The organism is Enterobacter sp. QK-SA4, assembly GCF_056856775.1.
The window spans coordinates 4,700,540-4,721,908 of the sequence record NZ_JBXFXH010000007.1; the positions used below are offsets into that span (position 1 = coordinate 4,700,540).

Here is a 21,369-nt window from a genome sequence, read left to right on the forward strand (position 1 = left end):
ATTCCTGGCGGGCGGATAAAAAAACGCGCCTACCTTAACGATAAGCGCGCAGGTGTTCAAGCAATGAGCGATTTATTCGAAGAACACCGCAATTTTGTTAAACATGGTGGGATCGGACTGGTTGCGAGCCACTTTGGTGACGTCTTCCAGCTTGTCGATCTGCGCCATCATCTGCTCAAGACGCTGGTCGTCGTTGACCAGTAGCCAGATGCGGCTGTGCTCGCTGCCCTGAATCGGCAGACAGAGAATGCCTTCCACGTTAAACGCACGGCGGGCAAAAAGCCCGCAGACGTGGGTCATGACGCCAGGGTGGTTGCGGACGGTGAGTTCCAGAATGACGTTATCATGTTGTTTCTGCATGGCTTATTCTCCCACCATCTCAGTATTTGCCGCTCCCGGCGGCACCATCGGATACACTTTTTGTTCAGGGTCGATACGCACGTGGATCAGCGCCGGGCCGGGGCGAGAAATCGCGTCCTGCAGCGCCGCGTGGGCATCCTCTTCGGCGTTCAGATCGCAGGTGTGCAGACCAAAACCGGCGGCAATCTGCATAAAGTTAATCATCCCCGGATAGGTCGCGGCAAACACGCCCTGCTTGTAGAACAGGCTCTGCTGCTGGTGCACCAGCCCCAGCGCCTCGTTGTTCATCAGGATGATTTTTACGTCTAACTGGTTTTCGGCTGCGGTCGCCATCTCCTGAATGTTCATCATCAGGCTGCCGTCGCCGGAGAAGCAGATGACCTTGCGGTCCGGATTCGCCAGCGCCGCACCCACTGCTGCAGGCAGACCGAAGCCCATGGTTCCCAGACCGCCGGAGGTCAGCCACTGGCGAGGACGGTTCAGCGGATAGGCCTGCGCGGTCCACATCTGGTGCTGTCCCACGTCGGTGGTGATAATCGCGCTGTCGTCCACGCAGGCGGCAACGGCGTTGATAAGGCCATAGTGGCTCAGCGGATCGCCTTCGGTTGGGATGGCGCCCGGGAATTCGCGCTGCAGATCGGCCACCAGCTTACGCCAGTCGGCGCGCTCGGCTGCGTCCGTCTGCGGGATCAGCTGCGCCAGCACCTCGGCCACGTCGCCCTGAATCGCCACGTGCGGCTGCTTGATTTTACCCAGCTCGGCGCGGTCGATATCCACGTGAATGATTTTGGCGTTCGGGCAGAACTGCTCGGTTTTGCCGATTGCCCGGTCATCAAAACGCGCGCCCATAACAATCAGCAAATCAGCCTCTTGCAGGATGTAGTTGGTGCTGCGCGCGCCGTGCATGCCCAGCATGCCGAGAGAGAGCGGGTGCGCTTTAGGCAGCATGCCCAGCGCCATCAGGGTCATGGTAGTGGGCAGGTTGGCTTTCTCTGCAAACTGGCGGATTTCATCCGCGGCGTTGATGGCCCCACCGCCCAGGTAGAGCACCGGGCGTTTGGCGGCGTTAATCATAGCGGCGGCATCGCGCACGCTATCAGCGCTGAATTCCGGCGCGGGGGCACGCTCGCCCGGCTCCGGCAGGACGTCTATCTCGATCTCTGCGGTCTGGACATCCTTAGGAATGTCTATCCACACCGGGCCCGGGCGGCCGGACTGCGCAATGCGGAACGCATCGCTGATAACCTGAGGAAGCTCGCTGATGTCGCGAACTAAATAGTTATGTTTGGTGATGGGGATAGAGATGCCGTAGGTGTCCACTTCCTGGAACGCATCGGTGCCGATCATTGAGGACGGTACCTGGCCGGTAATGCAGATCAGCGGAATGGAGTCGAGACGCGCGTCGGCGATGGCGGTGACCAGGTTGGTTGCGCCCGGGCCGCTGCAGGCCATACAGACCGCCGGTTTGCCCTGCGTACGCGCCATGCCCTGAGCAATAAAGCCTGCCCCCTGCTCGTGGCGCGCCAGCACGTGGCGGATCTGCGTGCTTTGGCTTAACGCATCGTACAGCGGCAGCACCGTGCCACCCGGGATGCCCGCAACCGTGGTGATGCCCTGCCGTTCCAGCAGATGAACGATCAGCTGCGCGCCAGTAAAACGCGTCTTGGTGGATGTTGTGCCCGAACTTGCCATGCTCCAGTCCTTTTCTTCTGGGCCGACGTTCCGGGGAGGGTCCTAAACGAAAAACCCCGCCCGGTTTGCGCCGGCGGGGTTTTGGATTCGTGTGTTGATCCAGTCCCTACGGCGCATTGCCGACGACCACCACCACACGCACGACGACCACTGCGGCTGGTTGCGCAGTTTTTAGTAGGGTCGAAGTGAAGATGGATGAAGTCATTGGGGACCTGTGTTTGGAATCATTGATGGAATTTATACAAACACAGGTTTTCGGGCGTGACAATGGAAATATTTTCATCTGCGCAAAAATGCGTCAGGGATCACGTTTCGTTTGTTGAGGGTTGAAAACAAAAAACCCCGCCGGAGCGAGGTTTTTATCAGGGTTTTGCGGTTGGTCGCCGCAGAACACACTGTGTTACGTCAACGCAAAAAGTATACGCGATCGAAGACGAACGCGCAATTCCGGCACGGATTTTGACGCTTTTGAGTATGGATCGCCTTCCTGATTTTGTCCAAAAAACACTGTTCATGCATACAGTGTTTATCTATACTGAGGGTGTTCGCAGTGAGCGAGGGGGCCGCAGTTTTACCGGCGCAAAGAAGTCCTGGCTGAAACGGGTGGTGCCGTCAGTGCCTTAACCCCTGAAGTGAGCACACTGTGTTACGTCAATCCAGGTGCTGGCAACAGGCGGCGGAAAGGTACGCCAGCATCGTGCTCCTTTTAACCAAAAGGAGACGCGTATGAGCGTAGTGGATATGGTGATACTTATCCTCAAACTCATTGTTGCTGTACTGCAACTACTTGATGCTGTCCTGAAATTCCTTCGGTAATTCAGGTTCAAGTCGCACCTGAGAGGGGCGGGCAACCGCCCCTCTTTAATAACGAGGGAATGCTATGTCGCGTCTGTTAATTGAGCCCGTCACACCAGATGAGCCGGGGTATATCGCCCTGAAGGCTGAAAGTATCGCACTGAATTTCAACATGCTGCGCAGGCTGGAAGATAACTGGCAGCGTGGTGAGAACCGCTTTAACGCGCCGGGTGAAAAGCTGCTGGGCGCGTTTCTCAACGGCAGGTTGGTCGGCGTGTGCGGCCTCAACCGCGATCCGTTCAGCCAGCAGCCGCGCGCCGGACGTATTCGCCATCTTTACGTCAGCGATAAGTGCCGCGGGCTGGGCATTGGCAAACAGCTTTTAACTGTGGTGATGGCCGATGCCAGCATCTGGTTTGATTTCCTGAATACCCATGCGCCGGAGAGCGCGTACGGCTTCTATCGCCAGGCGGGTTTTACGCTGGTCTCGGACGAGCCGCGGGTGACGCACCGCCTTTTTTGTGCCGTGTAGCCGGCTGGCAGCATCAGGGTGTGAATGTTACAGTTGAGTGACAATTCACCACCCGATACGCTATGACCATCACCGTTTTTTGCATTTTGCTCTTCGCCGCGCTGCTGCATGCCAGCTGGAACGCCATCGTTAAGGCCGGAACGGACAAGCTCTATTCCGCCATAAGCGTCAGCGGATCCGCCACGGTTATCGCTCTGGTCTTACTGCCGTTTTCCCCACAGCCATCTGCTGCAAGCTGGCCGTTTTTGATCGTCTCCTGCGCCTTACAGGTTGTGTACACCGTGCTGGTAGCGAAAACCTATCAGGTCTCCGATATGAGCCAGACCTATCCGCTGATGCGCGGCACCGCCCCGCTGCTGGTGGCGCTGATCGGCGTGCTGGCGCTCGGCGATCGTCTCTCGTGGCTAGCCTGGTCCGGTATCGGAGTAATTTGCCTGTCGATTCTGGCGATGGCGATGCATGGCCGCATACGGTCACGCAAAGGGATCGGGCTGGCGCTGCTGAACGCCTGCTTTATTGCCGGGTATACGCTGGTGGATGGCACCGGCGTGCGTCTGTCGAACACCGCGCTGGGCTATACGCTGTGGACCTTCTTTATGAACGGCTTCTGCCTGTTGAGTTGGGCAATGGTGGCGCGCCGGCGCGAGGCGTCCAGCTACCTGCGCCTGCACTGGAAAAAGGGGCTGCTCGGCGGGGTGGGAACCATGGGATCTTACGGTCTGGCGCTTTGGGCAATGACGCAGGCGCCGCTGGCGGTGGTCGCGGCGCTGCGTGAAACCTCCATACTCTTTGGGGCACTGATCGCGTTTGTCCTTTTAAAAGAGAAGGTTGCGGGCCTGCGTATCGCGGCGGCGCTGGGTATTGCCGGCGGCGCTATTCTGCTGCGCATGGCGTAAATCACTGGCAACATTAGTTGCCGATCTTGTTTACAAATCCTGCCTTTCCCGGTTTTTTCATTCACCACGACAATGCTTAAATTGTCATCTCTCTGTGGTAGATTCCTCGCGCATTTATGGGAATGCGCAGTCACTTATTCTTCATTTTTCTCTTTTGGCAAAAGTATTCAGCGACATGAAAAAACAAAGGAACGTTAACTTATTGTTGATGCTGGTGTTACTGGTGGCCGTCGGTCAGATGGCGCAAACCATCTACATTCCGGCGATTGCCGACATGGCAAAGGAATTGAACGTCCGCGAGGGCGCGGTGCAGAGCGTGATGGCAGCCTACCTGCTGACCTATGGCGTTTCGCAGCTCTTTTACGGCCCGCTGTCTGACCGCGTCGGGCGTCGCCCGGTGATCCTGGTGGGCATGAGCATTTTCATGGTGGCGACGGTGATTGCCATTACCACGCACAGCCTGACCGTACTGATTGCCGCCAGCGCCCTGCAGGGCGTCGGGACCGGCGTCGGTGGGGTGATGGCGCGAACCTTACCGCGCGATATGTATCAGGGCACCCAGCTCCGTCATGCCAACAGCTTGTTGAATATGGGAATTCTGGTCAGCCCGCTTCTCGCCCCGCTGATTGGCGGCCTGCTGGACACGATGTGGTCCTGGCGCGCCTGCTACGCCTTCCTGCTGGTGCTGTGCGTGATTGTCACCTTCAGCATGGCGCGCTGGATGCCGGAAACGCGCCCGCAGGACGCGCCGCGCACGAAGCTCATCACCAGCTATAAAACGCTGTTTGGCAACGGGTCGTTTACCTGCTACCTGCTGATGCTGATCGGCGGCCTGGCGGGCATTGCGGTGTTTGAAGCCTGTTCCGGCGTGCTGCTGGGCGCGGGTCTGGGCCTGAGCAGCATGGTCGTGAGTATTCTGTTTATTCTGCCGATCCCGGCGGCGTTCTTCGGCGCGTGGTTTGCCGGACGCCCGAACAAACGCTTCTCCACCCTGATGTGGCAGTCGGTGATCAGCTGTCTGCTGGCGGGTCTGATGATGTGGATACCGGGGCTATTTGGCGTGATGACGGTCTGGACGCTGCTCATCCCGGCAGCGCTGTTCTTCTTCGGCGCGGGGATGCTGTTCCCGCTGGCGATCAGCGGCGCGATGGAGCCGTTCCCGTTCCTCGCAGGCACGGCTGGCGCGCTGGTGGGCGGTTTGCAGAATATCGGCTCCGGCGCGCTGGCCTGGCTCTCGGCGATGATGCCGCAGACCGGGCAGGCTAGTTTGGGCCTGCTGATGACGCTGATGGGGCTGCTGATTTTACTGTGCTGGCTGCCGCTGGCGTCGCGTGTTCCGCATCACGAGCAGCCGGTTTAACCGCATGATGGCCCGGCTTCTCGCCGGGCTTTTCACAGACGGGCGCAATCATCGCCTGCAACAACGGCTCCGGCGCGGGCCGCCAGGCCCCCTCTTCCCCGTCGTAAAACTGGAAATCCGCGTTCAGCGCATACGGGATTTTCGCCTTTTGCAGCTCGCAGGCCATAAAGGTGGAGAACGCCATTTGCGAAGCGGTTGGCGTGAGGTGGTTTGACTCTCCCACGCCCCAGCCCCCGACCCAGCTAACGTGCCCGGTTTTTTGCTGCCAGCGCAGCGCGGTATTGATGCGATTATGGATAGCCGCTTTCTCCGCCGCCGTGCCGGACGTCCACGGGTATTTACCGCTATTTTTCAGCGGCCCCCACGGGAAAATATGCCACTCCGCCAGCAGGTAGTTTTGACTGTGCGCGGGCAGCTTCAGGCTGGATAAATCCTCCGGGGCGGCGCGCAGGCGTGGCGCAACAAAGATCATGCGCTGCGGGTCCATGTCGTGGATCGCTTTAATGGTTTTTTCATACACGCGGTTTAGCGACGCGAGGTTGTGGTTAAGCTTGTCGGCCGGCTCATAGATGAGATCAAAACCCAGCAGCGGATAGCTCTGACCGAAATAGTGCGCCACGGCAATCCACCAGTTGATCGTCTCTTTCTCGTTATCGGCTTTCGGGTCGTTTTTATATTCATCAGCCTGATAAGCGATAATCGGGATCACGCCATACTGCTCGCAGGCTTCTACCAGCTTGCGCAGGTGAATTAGCCGCGCTTCCGTCGGCTCATCGGCGACGCGAATGCGCACGTGGGTAATGCCTTTTGCACGAAAATCGCGTACCACCAGCGGGTCGAATTCGCGTATGCCGCGCTCGGTGCGCGCCCAGTCCACATCCATCCCGACGCCCAGCTGCTGCGCATAGTGGGCAGCCGTCAGCGGCGGCTCAGCGGCAATCGCCCAGCCGGAAGAGATCAGTAATGCAGAGGCAATAAAAGGCTTTAACACGGTTTACCCTGGATAAATCGAAAGCATTACCTGTATTTAGCACGCTTTTTCACATTTGGTGTAGAGCGAAAGCGTAATAATTCTTCAACCTGCCAGTTCTTTCAGCCAGCCGATAAAGGCGTCTATTTTCGGCCACTGACGACCGGAAAGCGTCGAGACATAGTAGTGCTGATGGCATTTCAGGGTCTTGTCACCAAACGGGGCGATCAGCTCGCCCCGTTCGAGCCTCTTCTGCACCAGCCGCTTTCTGCCCATCGCAACGCCAACGTGGTTGATGGCCGCAATAATCGCTAAATCGGAACGATCGAAACCAATGCCCGACGATGGCGGCATATTCACCGCAAAGTGTTGCGCCCAGCTCAGCCACTCATCCGTCCCGGAATCGTTGCTCCAGGCCTGACGGTCGTGCAGCAGCGTGCAGTGGCTGAGGTTATCGGGGTTTTTCAGCAGTTCATGCTCGCGGGCATACTGCGGTGAGCAGACGGGCAAAATCTCCTCGTCCATCAGGAAGTGATGAGAGAGATGGTTTGGCGGCGTATCGTCGAAATAGAGCGCCAGATCGATGCCCGTTCGCTGCATATTGACGTAATCATTGCCGGTCAGGATGGTGAGTGAAATCGACGGATAGCGGCGGGTAAAGTCTCCCAGCATGGGCACCAGCCAGCACTGGGCGATCGACGGGCGGGAGTAAACCGTCAGCGTGCCGGACAGCGCCTGGTTTTTGATGTCCAGGATCTCCTGATTCAGGGTGTCGAGGGACGATTTCAGCGTCCAGTAAACGCGCTTTCCCTCCTGCGTCAGCTCAACTTTACGGTGCGAGCGGACGAACAGCTGAATGCCCAGCTCCTCTTCCAGCAGGTTGATGCGGTGGCTCACCGCGCTGGGGCTGAGCGACAGCTCCTCCGCCGCCAGGGCGAAGGACTCATGCCGGGCGGCCACTTCAAAGGTATACATTTTCGACAGCTGCCAGCCGTTTAACAGGCGGTTTCTGGCTTCATTCGCATCGGTCATCACAATTCTCACGCGGGTTTTCTGCGCTCAGCATACCGCTCAAGGGTGAATTTATGTGAACCTAATACGATTTAAGTGCGCTTTTTAGAACGCAGTCACTCAGTTGATCCAATCTGGCTCACCTGAACGCCAATTTATATCGTTTGTCAGCCCACGCCGTTTTTTCGTCCAATACCCACAGATGACATAAGGGTGAGGTGAGATATGGGATCTCAGGTCTGGGTTGTGGCAACGCTGCTGGTCAGCATTGTGTTGATTGTTTTAACCATCGTAAAACTGAAGTTTCACCCGTTCCTTGCGCTGCTGCTGGCGAGCTTTTTCGTCGGCGCGATGATGGGGATGAGCCCGCTGGATATGGTGAACGCCATCGAGAGCGGAATTGGCGGTACGCTGGGCTTCCTGGCGGCGGTGATTGGTCTGGGCACCATTCTCGGCAAGATGATGGAAGTCTCCGGCGCGGCAGAGCGCATCGGGATCGCACTGCAGCGCTGCCGCTGGCTGTCGGCGGACGTGATTATGGTGCTGGTAGGCCTTATCTGCGGCATTACGCTGTTTGTGGAAGTGGGCGTGGTACTGCTGATCCCGCTGGCGTTTTCCATCGCCAAAAAGACCAACACGTCGCTGCTCAAGCTGGCCATTCCGCTCTGTACCGCGCTGATGGCGGTGCATTGCGTAGTGCCGCCGCATCCGGCCGCGCTGTTTGTGACCAATAAATTAGGCGCGGACGTCGGAACGGTCATTGTCTACGGTTTGATGGTGGGCCTGATGGCCTCGCTGGTCGGCGGCCCGCTGTTCCTGAAACTGCTCGGCAATCGTCTGCCGTTTAAACCGGTTCCGGCGGAATTTTCAGACCTGAAGGTGCGGGAAGAGCACACCCTACCGTCGCTGGGCGCCACGCTGTTCACGGTGCTGCTGCCGATTGCCCTGATGCTGGTGAAAACCATCGCCGAGCTGAATATGGCGAAAGAAGGCACGCTGTATACGCTGCTGGAGTTTATCGGCAACCCGATCACCGCGATGTTTATCGCCGTGTTTGTCGCCTACTACCTGCTGGGGATACGCCAGCATATGGGCATGGGCACGATGCTGACGCATACCGAGCACGGCTTCGGCTCTATCGCCAACATTTTGCTGATTATCGGCGCGGGCGGCGCGTTTAACGCCATCCTGAAAACCAGCGGACTGGCGGACTCGCTGGCGCATATTCTCTCGAACCTGCACATGCACCCTATCCTGCTCGCCTGGCTGGTGGCGCTGGTGCTGCATGCCGCCGTCGGCTCCGCGACGGTGGCGATGATGGGCGCCACGGCGATAGTCGCGCCGATGCTGCCGCTCTACCCGAACGTGAGCCCGGAGATCATCACCATTGCCATCGGTTCCGGTGCCATTGGCTGCACGATCGTGACCGATTCTCTCTTCTGGCTGGTGAAGCAATACTGCGGCGCTACCCTGAACGAGACCTTCAAATACTATACGACGGCGACGTTTATCGCCTCGGTGCTTGCACTTGGCGGCACATTCCTGCTTTCCTTCATTATCTGAGCGCGAAGAGACGTATTATGGAAAACGCAACTATCACTACTTTAACCGCACAGTTTCCTCTGGTTGAGGATCTGATTGCTCTGAAAGAAACCACCTGGCTTAACCCGCGCACCACGACGCTTGCAGAAGGGTTGCCGTACGTCGGGCTGACCAAAGCCGACGTGGACGACGCGCACGCGCGCCTCAACCGCTTCGCGCCGTACCTTGCGAAAGCCTTCCCGGAAACGGCGGCAACGGGCGGGATTATCGAATCCGAACTGGTTGCCATCCCGGCGATGCAAAAGCGGCTGGAGAAAGAATCTGCGAAGTCTATTCCCGGCACGCTGCTGCTGAAAAAAGACAGCCATCTGCCGATTTCCGGCTCGATTAAAGCGCGCGGCGGCATCTATGAGGTGCTGACCCATGCGGAAAAACTGGCGCTGGAAGCCGGGTTGCTGAGCGTTGAAGACGACTACAGCGTTCTGCTGGAACCGCGCTTTAAGGACTTTTTCAGCCAGTACAGCATTGCGGTAGGCTCAACCGGCAACCTTGGGATGTCCATCGGCATTATGAGCGCCCGCATCGGCTTTAAGGTGACGGTGCATATGTCTGCCGACGCCCGCGAGTGGAAGAAAGCCAAACTGCGCAGCCACGGCGTCATCGTCGTGGAATATGAGCAGGATTACGGCGTGGCGGTGGAGCAGGGACGAAAAGCGGCGGAAAGCGATCCGAACTGTTTCTTCATTGACGATGAAAACTCCCGCACCCTTTTCCTGGGCTACGCCGTTGCAGGCGAGCGGCTGAAGGCGCAGTTTGCCGAACAGGGCCGCGTGGTGGATGCCGATCATCCCCTGTACGTCTACCTGCCGTGCGGCGTCGGCGGCGGCCCCGGCGGCGTGGCGTTTGGCCTGAAGCTGGCCTTTGGCGATAACGTCCACTGCTTCTTCGCGGAGCCAACGCACTCCCCGTGCATGCTGCTCGGCGTCTACACCGGCCTGCACGATGAGATCGCGGTGCAGGATCTGGGCATTGATAACGTGACGGCGGCGGACGGTCTGGCGGTAGGGCGCGCCTCTGGCTTCGTGGGCCGCGCGATGGAGCGCCTGCTCGACGGGTTCTATACGCTCTCCGATCAGAGCATGTACGACATGCTCGGCTGGCTGGCGCAGGAGGAAGGCATTCGCCTGGAGCCGTCGGCGCTGGCGGGGATGGCCGGTCCAGTGCGCGTTCATTCGCATACCAACGTTACCCACCTGGTGTGGGCGACCGGCGGCGGGATGGTGCCGGAAGACGAGATGGCGAAGTATCTGGCGAAAGGGAAGTAATTATGCCGGGTGGCGGCTGCGCCTTACCCAGCCTACGGTTCGCGGCAGTTGCAGGCCCGGTAAGGCGTAGCCGCCACCGGGCTTACAGGCTCAAAATTTGCTGAATATGGGTTACCGCAAACAGCAGCGACAGCGAGAGAACAGCGAGCGCGATCAGGAACTTATCCCGCACCGCTTTCGGCTGTACAAAATCGTTCTGCGCCACGTCCATCAGGTTACGGCTGCGGGTATAGCGCCATAAAATAATGGCCACCAGCGCCAGCACAATAATGGAAATCCAGAATGGCACCCCTGTGCGGTGCCAGTTGTGCTTGATCGCCAGGGCAATCAGCGCGCCATACCCCAGCAGCGTGCGCAGCCAGGCGAGCGACGTCCGCTCCGGCTGCAGGCCGGGGTCCGCTTCGCGCCGCGCTTTGCGGCTATCCGCCATAGAACACCAGCACCATCACCACGCCCGCCACCGTCAGCAGAATCGTGCTGATAATCAGCAGCCCGCGCGTATAGGGCAGATCCTGCTTCAGACGCATCGCCTTCTCATTGCGCAGCCAGCGCAGGTAGCCGTAAATCGCCAGCACGCCCGCAAACAGGCACAGCAGTAGCGCCAGCACTTCGCGAATCAGCGGCGTGGCGAAATCGGGCGCGAGCTGATCGAGACCCACCCCTGCGGCAAGAAAGCCCAGCGCGGTGCGGATCCACGCTAAAAAAGTGCGTTCATTAGCCAGAGAGAAGCGGTAGTCCGGCGCTTCGCCGAGGCGGGAAATTTTCATGAGGGTTCCTTGTCGTGCTCCAGGCAGGCTTCAGCATAGCGTAAATCGACAAGGACAAGGAGACCGGCATCGGGCGATGCCGGTCAGGACGATTAGTGCAGCTCTGGCCAGTAGTCCTTATTGGCCGCGATCAGGTCATCCAGAATCGCTTTCGCGACGGACGCGCTCGGCACGGTTTTCGACAGGGTGATCGCCTGCCAGAGTTTCTGGTACGAGCGCTGCTCCCAGGCATCCACCACCAGTTTTTCCACCGCCACCTGCTGGCTCATCAGCCCTTTCTGGAAGTGCGGAATATCGCCCACCGTGAGCGGCTCCGGCCCGTTATGGCCTACCATGCACGGGATCTCCACCATCGCGTCGGCATCAAAGTTATGGATGGCCCCGTTGTTAGGCACAATCAGCAGCATCCGCTCCTGGGTGTTGAAGGCAATCGCCGTCGCCAGATCGACGATGTACGACGCATGTTCGTCGATTTCCAGATCACCGGCGGCGGAGTGACCGGCTTCGATAATCGCCCGGCAGGCGCTGAACACGTGCTTCTCACGGTGATCCATGACCTCATTGGCGCGGGTACGTTCCGGGTTAGAGTGCGCGACCACGTAGTCCGGGAACAGGTAATACTTCAGGTAGGTGTTCGGCATGGTGTCCGGATCCAGCGCCTGCACGTCTCTGGCTTTGGCAAAGGTATCGTTCCAGCTCGCTTCGGTATGCGCATCTTCCGAAGGCGGCACATAGCCGTTTTTCGCCACGTATTCGCGCAGTTTCGGCATCAGATCGTTGCCGTTGAGATCTTCAATCGACGTCCACCAGCCGAAGTGGTTCAGACCGTAGTAGCGCACGCGCATCTCTTTGCGGTTTTTCAGGCCGACAATCTGCGCCATGCGCCCTTCAATGCCGATCGGCATATCGCAGATGTTGAGGATTTTGGCGTTCGGACGCAGGCGACGCGTGGCTTCCGCGACAATCGCCGCCGGGTTGGAGTAGTTCAGCATCCACGCGTTCGGGGAGTACTGCTGCATATAATCCACCAGCTCCAGCACGCCGCCGATCGAGCGCATGCCGTAGGAGATGCCGCCCGGTCCGCAGGTTTCCTGGCCCAGCACGCCGTGGCGCAGCGGGATTTTTTCATCTTTTTCGCGCATCGGGTATTTGCCCACGCGGATATGCGCCATCACGAAATCCACATCGCTAAACGCCGCTTTAGGATCGGTGGTGTAGCTGAATTCAATCTCCGGCGCCTGCTCCCTGAGGATGATTTTGCACGCTTCGGCGATGGTTTCCTGACGTGCGCCGTCGTTGTCATAGAACTTCAGCGCGCGCAGCGGGAAACGGTCACGGTTGGCTAACAGCATCAGGACGATACCAGGCGTAAAGGTGCTGCCGCCGCCTGCAATGACAACTGAGAATTTTTTCATGATATAGCCTCTGTCAGGGTGGTTTGTTCATTTGTTAAAGGAGTTTTCATCAACGATTCCAGCTGGTCGCGCACCTGAGGAACGTGCAGGCCGACAATCACCTGAATGCCGTTGCCGCGTCGCACCACGCCGTGGGCGCCGAGGGCTTTGAAGACGTCATCGCTTTGGGTTTTCGCCATATCCACCAGCGCAATGCGCAAGCGGGTGGCGCAGTTGTTGATGCTTTCGATGTTGGCCGCGCCGCCGAGCGCCTGCAGGAATCCGGCGGCCTGCCCTACCTGCTGGCTGGCCGCGGCCGGGACGGTGGTTTGCCCGCGCGCCGCCTTATAGTCGGCCTTGCTGTAGAGTTTGATTTCGCTCTCTTCCCGGCCCGGCGTTTTCAGGTTCAGACGTTCGATCAGCGTTTTGAAGACCGCGAAGTAGATGCCGGTGAAGCAGACGCCGATGCCGATCTGGGTGAATACCGTCGAGGCGTGGTTATGAAACATTGGGATCCAGTTTTGCGGCAGGAACTGGTCCAGCAGGCCGCCGCCCATGTTCCCGACCACGCCAAAGGCGTACATCACCGTTGCCATAGTCGCCGCCAGCACCGCATGGACGGCAAACAGCAGCGGCGAGATAAACAGGAAGGTGAACTCAAGAGGTTCCGTGATGCCCACCAGCACGGCGGTGAGCGTGGCCGGCACCAGCAGCCCCGCCACCTTGACGCGGTTTTCCGGCGACGCGGTGTACCAGATAGCGAACGCAATCCCGACCGAGCCAAACACTTTAGAGTTGCCGTGCAGCGCGAACCCGCCTTCCGGGAAGAGGGTTTTCAGCGGCAGGGTGCTCTGGCTGAACTCCTGCAGGTGCTGTGCCCAGTAGACCTGAATCCCGCCTTCCACCGCCGCCGGACCGAAGATGAACGGACCGTAGACGAAGTGGTGCAATCCGGTTGGGATCAGAATGCGTTCCAGGAAGGTATACACCCACACGCCCAGCGCACCGGCGGAGCGCAGGAACGCCTGCAGGGACTCAATGCCCATCTGCACTTTCGGCCAGCCCAGCAGCGTCAGCCAGGCGCAGGGGATCATGACGAAGAACGCGAGGATAACGACAAACGAGCTGCCCTGGAAAATCCCCAGAAAGACCGGCAGCGGCTTGTCGAAGTAGCGGTTGTGGATGGCGGTGACGATGCCTGAAATCACAATGGCGCCGATGATGCTGGTATCGAGCGTTTTGATGCCGGCAATCATCGCCAGCCCGCTTCCCGCCGTCGGCTCGGCGGAGAAGTCGACGCCGAAGAAGTGGCCCCAGGTCATCCCCATCGCGTTGATGAAGTAGTTCCAGGTCAGAAAGCTTATCAGCACCGCCAGACAGGCGCGGCCCTGCGCCTGCTTCGCCAGGCCAATCGGTAAGCCAACGGCAAAAATCAGCGGCATATTGCGAAACACCGCCCATCCGCCCTCTTCAATGATGTGAACAATCTGCGCGAAAAGATGATCGGGGGCCGTTAGCGCTTCGCCGACAAACAGCGGGTTGCGAAGCATGATGGCGATTCCCACCACGATCCCGGCGAACGGAAACAGCAACACCGGGGTAAACATGGCACCGCCAAAACGTTGTATTTGACTGAGCATTTTTAAATCCTCATGAAACAACCTGTAGGGGTAGAGGCCTTTATGGTTTTTTGCTGGCCTGAGGTGAGCATAAGAACTTACTGATGCGCGAACATGGCGTGCCGCTGCGATTCGTGATCGCATTCATGGTTTTATTTTGACCAATCAGGTCTACTTTTTGGCGTAAATATGGACATGTCAGGACACAATCCACGACCTGATAAGGGCAGAGAGGTCTACTGGTGATCTACAAATCTATCGCCGACAGATTGCGGCTGCGGCTGAATTCGTCGGACTACAACATCGGCAGCCCGCTGCCCGGCGAAAAGGCGCTGGCGCAGGAGTTCGGCGTGGCGCGAATGACCATCCGCAAGGCGCTCGATCTGCTGGTGAGCTGGGGGCTGGTTGAGCGGCGGCACGGCAGCGGAACCTTTGTCTCGCGCAAAGACGTTCACCACGAAACCACCAACCTGACCGGGCTGGTGGAGGTGCTGCGGCAGCAGGGAAAAGAGGTGCAGAGTAAGGTCTTACAGTTTGAAGTGATGCCCGCCCCGCCCGCTATCGCCAGCCAGCTGCGGATTCAGGTGGATGAGCGGATCTACTTTTCCCGGCGGGTGCGCTACGTGGACGGGAAGCCGCTGATGCTGGAGGACAGCTTTATGCCGGTGAAGCTGTTCCGCAATCTGTCGCTGGCGCATCTTGAGGGGTCAAAGTTTGATTACATCGAGAAGGAGTGCGGGATCACCATCAGCGGCAACTACGAGAGCCTGACGCCGGTGCTGGCAGATAAAACGCTGGCCGGTTATATGAACCTGCCGGAACAGACGCCGCTGCTGCGAATTACTTCTCTCTCCTACAGCGACAGCGGCGAGTTCCTCAATTATTCCGTAATGTTCCGAAATACCAGTGATTACCAGGTGGACTACCATCTGCGGCGCATCCACCCGGACGACCTGCTAGCCCATTCCCCAGAACAGCACCGCCAGTAGCTGCGGGGTGATGATGCGCAGGAACATCACCAGCGGATAGACGGTGGCATAGGAGAGCGCAGCCGCACCGCTGGTGGCGTGCAGGTTGTTGGCAAAAGCCAGCGCGGGCGGATCGGTCATGGAGCCCGCCAGCATCCCGCACAGCGTCAGGTAGTTCATTTTGGCGAACATCCGCGCCAGTATTCCCACCGTCAGCAGCGGGATCGCCGTGATAAAGATACCGTAGCCTACCCAGCTCATCCCTTCGCCCTTGACCAGGGTATCGACAAAATCCCCGCCGGACTTCAGGCCGACCACCGCCAGGAACAGCACGATACCCAGCTCGCGCAGCGCCAGGTTGGCGCTCGGTGGCATAAACCAGTAAAGCTTCCCGATACAGCCGATACGCCCGAGGATCAGCGCCATAATCAGCGGTCCACCCGCCAGGCCCAGCTTGAGCGCCACCGGGAAGCCCGGCACGTACACAGGAATAGAACCGAGCAGCACGCCGAGCCCGATACCGATAAACACCGGCAGCATCTGCACCTGCTGCAGCTTTTGCTGGGCGTTACCCACCATATCCGCCACGGCGTCGATGGACGACGGGCGCCCGACCAGGTTGAGGATATCCCCGAACTGCAGGCTGGCCTCCGGGCTGGCGACCAGTTCAACACCCGCACGGTTAAGGCGAGAGATCACCACGTCATAGCGCTCTTTTACCTGCAGATCGCGTATTTTCTTGCCAAGAACGTGTTCGTTAGTCACCACAACGCGTTCCACGCGCATATCGGTGCCGCGGGTTGAGAGCGAAGTATCCACTTCCTGGCCAATCACCAGCCGCGCGTTGTTTAAATCTCCGGGCTGGCCGACCAGGTGCAGCAGATCGCCCTGCTGAATGACGGTGCCGGGGGCAGGCACCATCAGCATATCGTCACGCTTGAGGCGGGAGCATATGATATTGGCGCTGTTCAGAATCGGCACGTCCTGAATCGCCATATTGTTCAGGTTGGGGTTATCGACCCGAATGTTGATGGTTTTGATCGGCATATGGCCGTTGGTGAGCGTGGTTTCATGGTCCTTCGCCTCTTTGTCGACGTTAATGCGAAACAGGACGCGCACCAGCCACATGGAAAGCAGAATGCCGCAAATCCCAAACGGATAGGCCATGGCGTAGCTCATCCCCATCTGGTCGACAATGCCGGGTTCAATACCCAAATCGCGCAGGATTTGCTGCCCGGCACCGAGCGCAGGCGTGTTGGTAACCGCCCCGGAGAAAATGCCCAGCACCACGGGGAGCGGGATATCGAAGATTTTGTGCAGAATTGCGGTGACCAGCCCGCCCATTACCACAATGCCGAGGGCAAACAGGTTGAGCCGTAATCCGGAGACCCGAAGTGAGGCGAAAAAGCCCGGTCCCACCTGAATACCGATGGTATAAACGAAGAGGATCAGGCCGAACTCCTGGGTAAAGTGGAGCATTTCGGCGCTGAGGACCAGCCCGAGCTTGTCGGCGAAGTGCCCGACAAAAATGCCGCCAAACAGTACCCCGCCTATCCCAAACCCGACGCCGCGGATTTTGATATTACCTATCCACAGGCCAACAACAGCGACCAGGGCCAACACGCTGACGGTTAACGCGATATCACTCATGACCCACTCCCTTAGCATAACCTTAGTTATGCTAAGGATTCTCTCAGAGCCGGGGGCGGTTGTATGGGTGATGGCGCACAAAAAAGCCCTGCCGGGGCAGGGCTTTATCTTTTCACCCTCTCCCACAGGGAGAGGGCCAGGGTGAGGGCATCAGCCCGCACAGTGCTAACTGTTCAACGCCGGCCGCTCGCTAATGGCGATACGCTGCGGCGCGATGGCTTCCGGCACGTTGCGGATCAGGTCGATATGCAGCAGACCGTTGGTAAACGTTGCGCCGGACACTTCCATATGGTCTGCCAGGGTAAAGCTCAGGCTAAACGGCTGATTAACCAACCCCTGATGCAGCCATTTGGTCTCGGTCTCTTGTTTTTCCGGCGACCCCTTCACGGTCAGGCGAGTGCCTTCAAGCTGGATGTCCAGATCGTCCTGGCGGAAACCGGCCAGCGCAAGGGTAATGCGATAGTGGTTATCGTCGCTTTTTTCGATGTTGTACGGCGGAAACGTCTGTTGCTCGGTGGTGCTTTGCAGGGCGTTAGCCAGTTTGTCAAAACCAATCCACTGACGCAGCAGGGGGGATAAATCATAGTTACGCATACTAAATCTCCTTCTGAGAAGCGAGTTCGGCACAGTGTAATTTTGTGCACAGTTATTCCTGCAAATCCTGATGGATTCGCATATGCTCCCGTTACGGCAAGCAAGTTCGGGTGGGCCGCTCACGCGACCCGCGTAATTAGTTAATTTCGATACGGCGCGGTTTTTTCTCTTCCGGAATCACACGTTCCAGTTCGATAAACAGCAGACCGTTAACCAGGTTCGCGCCTTTAACGTGAATGTTCTCGGCTAACTGGAATTTGCGTTCAAAGTTGCGCTCGGCGATGCCCTGATAAAGGTAGGTACGTTCTTTCTGCTCGGCCGTATGGGAACCTTTCACCACCAGCAGGTTGTCCTGCGCGGTGATCTCCAGTTCGTTTTCTGCAAAACCGGCGACGGCAATGGCGATGCGGTAGTGGTTTTCGTCAACCAGCTCAACATTGTATGGAGGGTAGCCGTTGCTCTGGCTTTGGTTATTTTCTAAATGGTTAAACAGGCGGTCAAAACCAATTGCAGAACGGTATAGCGGAGAAAGATCGAAGTTACGCATAAATAAAACTCCTGAAATCAGCGAGAAATTGTTGCCTTCCACCATGGACAGGCCTTTGCGCCCCCGAACACCCATCAGGCGAGTTCTTTATCGGGCCACATTCTTAAAATGGGTCTGCAATCGGGCTTTTCAAGAACGACAGCTGCACTTTTTTTTGCACTTTCCTGCATCTCGCTTAGACTGGGACAACAGCACAAAGGGTTAAATTGCGATGGCTGCCACAGTGCGGGGTTATAGGGCTATCCATTTTGGATAAGGCTCGCTATAACCCTGAGTTGCAGGTCTATGCAGTGCCATTAACGATGACTGAGTGATGATGAAAAATGTTCTGATAAAGCTGACGACGTTCAGCGGGGTAGTTTTACTTTGCGGGTGTTCGAGCGTGATGTCTCACACCGGCGGTAAAGAAGGAACATATCCGGGGACGCGCGCCAGCGCGGCGATGATCTCCGATGACGATACAAACTGGGGCACCAAATCCCTGGTTATCCTGGATATGCCGTTTACGGCCGTGGCGGATACGCTTCTGCTGCCGTGGGATATGTTTCGTAAGGACAACTCCGTACGCTCGCGTGTAGAGAAAAGCGAGCAGGAAAATCTGGCGACAAACGCCGTCATCCCGCCCGCTGAAATGCCTCCACGCTAGTACTGCGCGGTTTCCGTCACCCAAAGCTGACGGAAACCGGCTGTCTCCTCCATCCACGCAATAACGCGCCCGTCCGGGGAAAACACGACCGCATCAGCAGACGGCGGGTTGCCGTGATCGGACGTCAAAAACGTCACCTCTCCGGTCTGTGCGTCGCAGTAGGCGATCCGATTTTCGAGCACAAACCCCAGACGATCGCCGGAAGGATGCCAGTTAAATGCAGACTGAATATCGCTCCCGGTACGCGTCAACTGGCGCGGCTCGCCGCCCTCAGGAGAGATCAGCCACAGCTGCACAATGCCGTTATCATCCCGCATCAGAAACGCAATCCGTGTCCCCTGCGGGTTACAGCGAACCCAGTGACGCGGCACGTTCACCAGGCCCGGGTACGCCCTCTGATGCGTAAAGGTCAAACGACGCTGCTTCACACCCGCAGGCGGCGCTGGAAGGGTCTCCGTCGTGCCCTGTAGCGGCGCATCGCCCGCATGCTTCCAGCCCTGCTCGTCTTCCGGCAGATTTACGATAAACAGTTCCGGGACTTTTTCACCCTGCTCAGACAGGGTGTCGCCGATGAACGCCAGCCTGTCGTTGCCCACCCAGCCCTCTTCGTAGGCGCGGTTAATCTCGTCGCTGCCCGGCTGCGGGTTGGGCGTCGTGCGGCTGACCAGCACGCTCCAGAATGTACCTGAATATTCGCGCGGATGGTTCCCGCGCGGGTTCACCGGGCCGTAAGGCGCAGCCACGCCGACGTTGCGTAAATCAAGTTTAGGATCGCGTTCGTGCAGAACATGGTCGTTATAGGTAAAGCTGACGAGCTGCCCGTTTGGGCTGAAGACATGGACGTGGCTGCCGCCGCGCAGCGCGCCTGCGGTGTAAGGCGCTGTGATATCCATCGCGTCCAGGTTGCTCACCTGACCGTTTTGCGCAACCACTCCCTGACGATGATGAAAATCGTAATGCCAGTCCGCATCGGGGTTTTTCGGGCCGTGGATAAAGACATATTTCTCTTCTGCAGGATGAACGGTCACCACGCCGACATGCGCGCCGTCAGTGGCGCGATATACCACCTCTACCTCACCCGTAGCGACATTGACCCGCTCGATGGTTTCACCGGTGAACGACGCACCGGACGGGCGCACGTCGTAGACCAGCCACTGGCTGTCCGGCGTCCAGGTATTGATGTTGGTCAGTTGGTGGTTGCGGGAAGCGAAGGTGATTTGTTTCATGAGGATACCCTGATGCACGGTGAATGCATCAGGGTAAAACATCCGCAAAGATTAGCCTACTCGTTTCACGTCGCCCACCAGCAGGATGTAGGAGAGTGCCCCGATCAGCGCCACGGCAGAAATATAGACCAGCGCCGGGCCGAAGCCGTAGTCCTGCGCCAGGTAGCCGATGACCAGCGGTACGGTGATCCCACCCAGCCCGCCGACAAAGTTGAACACGCCGCCGGTCAGGCCAATCAGCCGCATCGGCGCAAGGGACGACACCAGCGACCAGGTGATAGAGGCGAAACCGTTACCGAAGAACGCCACCGCCATCAGGGTCATAATCCACACCGGATCGTTGGTGTAGTTGGCACCCATGATGCAGGTTGAGATCAGCAAGCCGCAGATGATCGGCGTTTTACGCGCCACGCCCAGCGAGTAGCCTTTTTTTACCAGCTTATCGGCCAGCCAGCCGGAGAGCAGCACGCCGAAGAATGCCGCGAGAAACGGCACGGTGGTCATAAAGCCCGCCTGCAGCGCCGCGATCCCCTTCTCCTGGGTCAGGTAGTTCGGGAACCAGGTGAGGAAGAACCACAGCGTGGAGGTCACCGCGAACTGGCCCAGATAAACACCCACCAGCTTACGATGGAAGACCAGCTTCCAGTCCGCTTTGGTCAGCGGCTGGCGCGCCTCTTTTTTCACCGGCGCATCGCCGTCCACCAGGCCACCGCCGTCGCGGATGTAGTCCAGCTCGGCTTTGGTGATGCTTTTGGTCAGACGCGGCGGCTGGTAAACCTTGAACCAGATCAGCGACCAGATAATGCCAATCCCACCCGTGACGATGAATACCCAGTGCCAGCTCAGCAGCTCCTGGATCCAGATCAGCAGCGGCGTCAGGAACGCCAGGCCGACAAACTGCCCGGAGGTGTAAAAGCCAACGGCGGAAGCGCGCTCGTGTTCCGGGAACCAGCTGGTCACCATACGGTTGTTGGTCGGAAACGCGGGCGCTTCGAACACCCCGGTGATGGCGCGCAGGCCAATCAGCGACATCAGCCCGGTCGCGAAGCCCTGGAACAGGGTCGCCACTGACCAGCCGAAAATGGCAATGAAATAGGTCAGACGTGAACCCACGCGGTCAAGGAACCAGCCGCCCGGAATCTGACATAAAGTATACAGCCAGGCAAACGCCGAAAAGACGTAGCCCATTTCCGCTTTGGTGATGCCAAACTCTTCCTGGATATGGGCCGATGCCACGGCAAGGTTGGCGCGGTCTACATAGCAAATGACCACGGTAATAAAGATCATAATCAGCGTCAGGTAGCGGCGACGCCCGGTTTTTGTAGCGGTAACTGGAATATCCATCGCAATCTGTCTCCAGATTTTGGGCATAGCGAAGCCGCTCACCATGCCCTGTAATTTACAGAGGGTGTATTTGGTTTTTTTAATTAAAAACGTAAACAGAATGCGCTAAATAATTCGTGCTGGGGGAAGGC

General features: G+C 58.2%; 22 protein-coding genes and 1 other annotated feature. Of the genes, 8 read left to right on the plus strand and 14 right to left on the minus strand.

The window, feature by feature from the left end; genetic code table 11:
- Positions 1-72: 72 nt before the first annotated feature.
- The 3 genes from ilvN to ivbL all read right to left on the minus strand — a co-directional run bounded on the left by ilvN (position 73) and on the right by ivbL (position 2,257).
- Positions 73-360 (minus strand): acetolactate synthase small subunit, encoded by a 288-nt coding sequence (gene ilvN, locus AC1VYI_RS24210; RefSeq protein ID WP_010426528.1) that lies wholly within the window; start codon positions 358-360, stop codon positions 73-75.
- A gap of 3 nt (positions 361-363) precedes the next feature.
- Positions 364-2,052, minus strand: a complete 1,689-nt coding sequence (gene ilvB, locus AC1VYI_RS24215) for an acetolactate synthase large subunit (RefSeq protein ID WP_226483380.1) — start codon at positions 2,050-2,052, stop codon at positions 364-366.
- Between the two features lie 106 nt (positions 2,053-2,158).
- The gene (gene ivbL, locus AC1VYI_RS24220; RefSeq protein ID WP_057979964.1) at positions 2,159-2,257 is read right to left on the minus strand and encodes an ilvB operon leader peptide IvbL; all 99 of its coding nucleotides are present in this window, start codon (positions 2,255-2,257) and stop codon (positions 2,159-2,161) included.
- Between the two features lie 521 nt (positions 2,258-2,778).
- On the opposite strand from ivbL, the gene tisB reads away from it, so the two are divergent.
- The 4 genes from tisB (at position 2,779) to emrD (ending at position 5,635) form a co-directional block, all read left to right on the plus strand.
- Positions 2,779-2,868 (plus strand): type I toxin-antitoxin system toxin TisB, encoded by a 90-nt coding sequence (tisB, locus tag AC1VYI_RS24225; protein ID WP_023309830.1) that lies wholly within the window; start codon positions 2,779-2,781, stop codon positions 2,866-2,868.
- Positions 2,869-2,932: 64 nt separating this feature from the next.
- Positions 2,933-3,379: a GNAT family N-acetyltransferase gene (locus AC1VYI_RS24230; RefSeq protein WP_045400431.1), complete on the plus strand. Its 447-nt coding sequence runs from the start codon at positions 2,933-2,935 to the stop codon at positions 3,377-3,379.
- 62 nt (positions 3,380-3,441) lie between these two features.
- Positions 3,442-4,275 (plus strand): EamA family transporter, encoded by an 834-nt coding sequence (locus tag AC1VYI_RS24235; RefSeq protein ID WP_023309828.1) that lies wholly within the window; start codon positions 3,442-3,444, stop codon positions 4,273-4,275.
- Between the two features lie 175 nt (positions 4,276-4,450).
- Complete coding sequence (emrD, locus tag AC1VYI_RS24240) at positions 4,451-5,635, plus strand: multidrug efflux MFS transporter EmrD (protein WP_134866978.1); 1,185 nt, start codon at positions 4,451-4,453, stop codon at positions 5,633-5,635.
- On the opposite strand, the gene AC1VYI_RS24245 is transcribed toward emrD, so the two are convergent.
- Together AC1VYI_RS24245 and dsdC are read right to left on the minus strand one after the other, a co-directional pair.
- Positions 5,538-6,626 (minus strand): cellulase family glycosylhydrolase, encoded by a 1,089-nt coding sequence (locus tag AC1VYI_RS24245; RefSeq protein ID WP_109845934.1) that lies wholly within the window; start codon positions 6,624-6,626, stop codon positions 5,538-5,540. The genes emrD and AC1VYI_RS24245 overlap by 98 nt on opposite strands.
- A gap of 84 nt (positions 6,627-6,710) precedes the next feature.
- Entirely contained in the window at positions 6,711-7,637 is a 927-nt protein-coding gene (gene dsdC / locus AC1VYI_RS24250; protein WP_134867407.1) for a DNA-binding transcriptional regulator DsdC, read from the minus strand.
- A 204-nt stretch (positions 7,638-7,841) separates the two neighbouring features.
- Here dsdC and dsdX point away from each other — a divergent pair, with 204 nt between their 5' ends.
- Positions 7,842-9,179, plus strand: coding sequence for a D-serine transporter DsdX (gene dsdX / locus AC1VYI_RS24255; protein ID WP_023309824.1), 1,338 nt, complete (start codon positions 7,842-7,844; stop codon positions 9,177-9,179).
- A 17-nt stretch (positions 9,180-9,196) separates the two neighbouring features.
- The gene (dsdA, locus tag AC1VYI_RS24260) at positions 9,197-10,483 is read left to right on the plus strand and encodes a D-serine ammonia-lyase (RefSeq protein WP_045354657.1); all 1,287 of its coding nucleotides are present in this window, start codon (positions 9,197-9,199) and stop codon (positions 10,481-10,483) included.
- Between the two features lie 82 nt (positions 10,484-10,565).
- On the opposite strand, the gene AC1VYI_RS24265 is transcribed toward dsdA, so the two are convergent.
- The 4 genes from AC1VYI_RS24265 to AC1VYI_RS24280 all read right to left on the minus strand — a co-directional run bounded on the left by AC1VYI_RS24265 (position 10,566) and on the right by AC1VYI_RS24280 (position 14,284).
- Positions 10,566-10,913 (minus strand): DUF202 domain-containing protein, encoded by a 348-nt coding sequence (locus AC1VYI_RS24265; protein ID WP_023309822.1) that lies wholly within the window; start codon positions 10,911-10,913, stop codon positions 10,566-10,568.
- Positions 10,903-11,250 carry a YidH family protein gene (locus AC1VYI_RS24270; RefSeq protein ID WP_023309821.1) on the minus strand — a complete coding sequence of 116 codons (348 nt, stop codon included), beginning with the start codon at positions 11,248-11,250 and terminating at the stop codon, positions 10,903-10,905. Before AC1VYI_RS24270 ends, AC1VYI_RS24265 begins: the two co-directional genes overlap by 11 nt.
- 92 nt (positions 11,251-11,342) lie before the next feature.
- Positions 11,343-12,665, minus strand: coding sequence for a 6-phospho-alpha-glucosidase (locus AC1VYI_RS24275; protein ID WP_226483379.1), 1,323 nt, complete (start codon positions 12,663-12,665; stop codon positions 11,343-11,345).
- Positions 12,662-14,284 (minus strand): alpha-glucoside-specific PTS transporter subunit IIBC, encoded by a 1,623-nt coding sequence (locus tag AC1VYI_RS24280; protein ID WP_134866979.1) that lies wholly within the window; start codon positions 14,282-14,284, stop codon positions 12,662-12,664. Before AC1VYI_RS24280 ends, AC1VYI_RS24275 begins: the two co-directional genes overlap by 4 nt.
- A gap of 221 nt (positions 14,285-14,505) precedes the next feature.
- On the opposite strand from AC1VYI_RS24280, the gene AC1VYI_RS24285 reads away from it, so the two are divergent.
- Complete coding sequence (locus AC1VYI_RS24285; protein WP_023309818.1) at positions 14,506-15,252, plus strand: GntR family transcriptional regulator; 747 nt, start codon at positions 14,506-14,508, stop codon at positions 15,250-15,252.
- Here the strand turns inward: AC1VYI_RS24285 and AC1VYI_RS24290 are convergent.
- From AC1VYI_RS24290 to ibpA, 3 genes are all read right to left on the minus strand, one after another.
- Positions 15,220-16,881, minus strand: coding sequence for a putative transporter (locus AC1VYI_RS24290; RefSeq protein WP_023309817.1), 1,662 nt, complete (start codon positions 16,879-16,881; stop codon positions 15,220-15,222). The two genes, AC1VYI_RS24285 and AC1VYI_RS24290, sit on opposite strands and share 33 nt — an antisense overlap.
- A gap of 165 nt (positions 16,882-17,046) precedes the next feature.
- Positions 17,047-17,475, minus strand: a complete 429-nt coding sequence (ibpB, locus tag AC1VYI_RS24295) for a small heat shock chaperone IbpB (RefSeq protein WP_023309816.1) — start codon at positions 17,473-17,475, stop codon at positions 17,047-17,049.
- A gap of 136 nt (positions 17,476-17,611) precedes the next feature.
- Positions 17,612-18,022: a small heat shock chaperone IbpA gene (ibpA, locus tag AC1VYI_RS24300; RefSeq protein WP_008500162.1), complete on the minus strand. Its 411-nt coding sequence runs from the start codon at positions 18,020-18,022 to the stop codon at positions 17,612-17,614.
- Positions 18,016-18,087, minus strand: a sequence feature (ROSE (Repression Of Heat Shock gene Expression) occurs in the 5'-region of heat shock genes and acts as an RNA thermometer to modulate expression.). (Overlaps the previous gene by 7 nt.)
- 248 nt (positions 18,088-18,335) lie before the next feature.
- Here ibpA and AC1VYI_RS24305 point away from each other — a divergent pair.
- The gene (locus tag AC1VYI_RS24305) at positions 18,336-18,668 is read left to right on the plus strand and encodes a YceK/YidQ family lipoprotein (protein ID WP_024907391.1); all 333 of its coding nucleotides are present in this window, start codon (positions 18,336-18,338) and stop codon (positions 18,666-18,668) included.
- Here the strand turns inward: AC1VYI_RS24305 and AC1VYI_RS24310 are convergent.
- Positions 18,665-19,894, minus strand: a complete 1,230-nt coding sequence (locus tag AC1VYI_RS24310; RefSeq protein ID WP_226483378.1) for a YidR family protein — start codon at positions 19,892-19,894, stop codon at positions 18,665-18,667. The two genes, AC1VYI_RS24305 and AC1VYI_RS24310, sit on opposite strands and share 4 nt — an antisense overlap.
- A gap of 51 nt (positions 19,895-19,945) precedes the next feature.
- The gene (locus AC1VYI_RS24315; RefSeq protein WP_080298643.1) at positions 19,946-21,283 is read right to left on the minus strand and encodes an MFS transporter; all 1,338 of its coding nucleotides are present in this window, start codon (positions 21,281-21,283) and stop codon (positions 19,946-19,948) included.
- Between the last annotated feature and the right edge of the window lie 86 nt (positions 21,284-21,369).

Coding starts and splice junctions, on each gene's coding strand:
- AC1VYI_RS24315 (WP_080298643.1), bottom strand. CDS start 21,283: ATGGTGAGCGGCTTCGCTATGCCCAAAATCTGGAGACAGATTGCGATG.
- emrD (WP_134866978.1), top strand. CDS start 4,451: ATGAAAAAACAAAGGAACGTTAACTTATTGTTGATGCTGGTGTTACTG.
- dsdC (WP_134867407.1), bottom strand. CDS start 7,637: ATGACCGATGCGAATGAAGCCAGAAACCGCCTGTTAAACGGCTGGCAG.
- ilvB (WP_226483380.1), bottom strand. CDS start 2,052: ATGGCAAGTTCGGGCACAACATCCACCAAGACGCGTTTTACTGGCGCG.
- dsdA (WP_045354657.1), top strand. CDS start 9,197: ATGGAAAACGCAACTATCACTACTTTAACCGCACAGTTTCCTCTGGTT.
- AC1VYI_RS24235 (WP_023309828.1), top strand. CDS start 3,442: ATGACCATCACCGTTTTTTGCATTTTGCTCTTCGCCGCGCTGCTGCAT.
- ibpA (WP_008500162.1), bottom strand. CDS start 18,022: ATGCGTAACTTCGATCTTTCTCCGCTATACCGTTCTGCAATTGGTTTT.
- AC1VYI_RS24290 (WP_023309817.1), bottom strand. CDS start 16,881: ATGAGTGATATCGCGTTAACCGTCAGCGTGTTGGCCCTGGTCGCTGTT.
- ilvN (WP_010426528.1), bottom strand. CDS start 360: ATGCAGAAACAACATGATAACGTCATTCTGGAACTCACCGTCCGCAAC.
- AC1VYI_RS24265 (WP_023309822.1), bottom strand. CDS start 10,913: ATGGCGGATAGCCGCAAAGCGCGGCGCGAAGCGGACCCCGGCCTGCAG.
- ivbL (WP_057979964.1), bottom strand. CDS start 2,257: ATGACTTCATCCATCTTCACTTCGACCCTACTAAAAACTGCGCAACCA.
- AC1VYI_RS24230 (WP_045400431.1), top strand. CDS start 2,933: ATGTCGCGTCTGTTAATTGAGCCCGTCACACCAGATGAGCCGGGGTAT.
- AC1VYI_RS24310 (WP_226483378.1), bottom strand. CDS start 19,894: ATGAAACAAATCACCTTCGCTTCCCGCAACCACCAACTGACCAACATC.
- AC1VYI_RS24280 (WP_134866979.1), bottom strand. CDS start 14,284: ATGCTCAGTCAAATACAACGTTTTGGCGGTGCCATGTTTACCCCGGTG.
- ibpB (WP_023309816.1), bottom strand. CDS start 17,475: ATGCGTAACTATGATTTATCCCCCCTGCTGCGTCAGTGGATTGGTTTT.
- tisB (WP_023309830.1), top strand. CDS start 2,779: ATGAGCGTAGTGGATATGGTGATACTTATCCTCAAACTCATTGTTGCT.
- AC1VYI_RS24270 (WP_023309821.1), bottom strand. CDS start 11,250: ATGAAAATTTCCCGCCTCGGCGAAGCGCCGGACTACCGCTTCTCTCTG.
- AC1VYI_RS24305 (WP_024907391.1), top strand. CDS start 18,336: ATGATGAAAAATGTTCTGATAAAGCTGACGACGTTCAGCGGGGTAGTT.
- dsdX (WP_023309824.1), top strand. CDS start 7,842: ATGGGATCTCAGGTCTGGGTTGTGGCAACGCTGCTGGTCAGCATTGTG.
- AC1VYI_RS24275 (WP_226483379.1), bottom strand. CDS start 12,665: ATGAAAAAATTCTCAGTTGTCATTGCAGGCGGCGGCAGCACCTTTACG.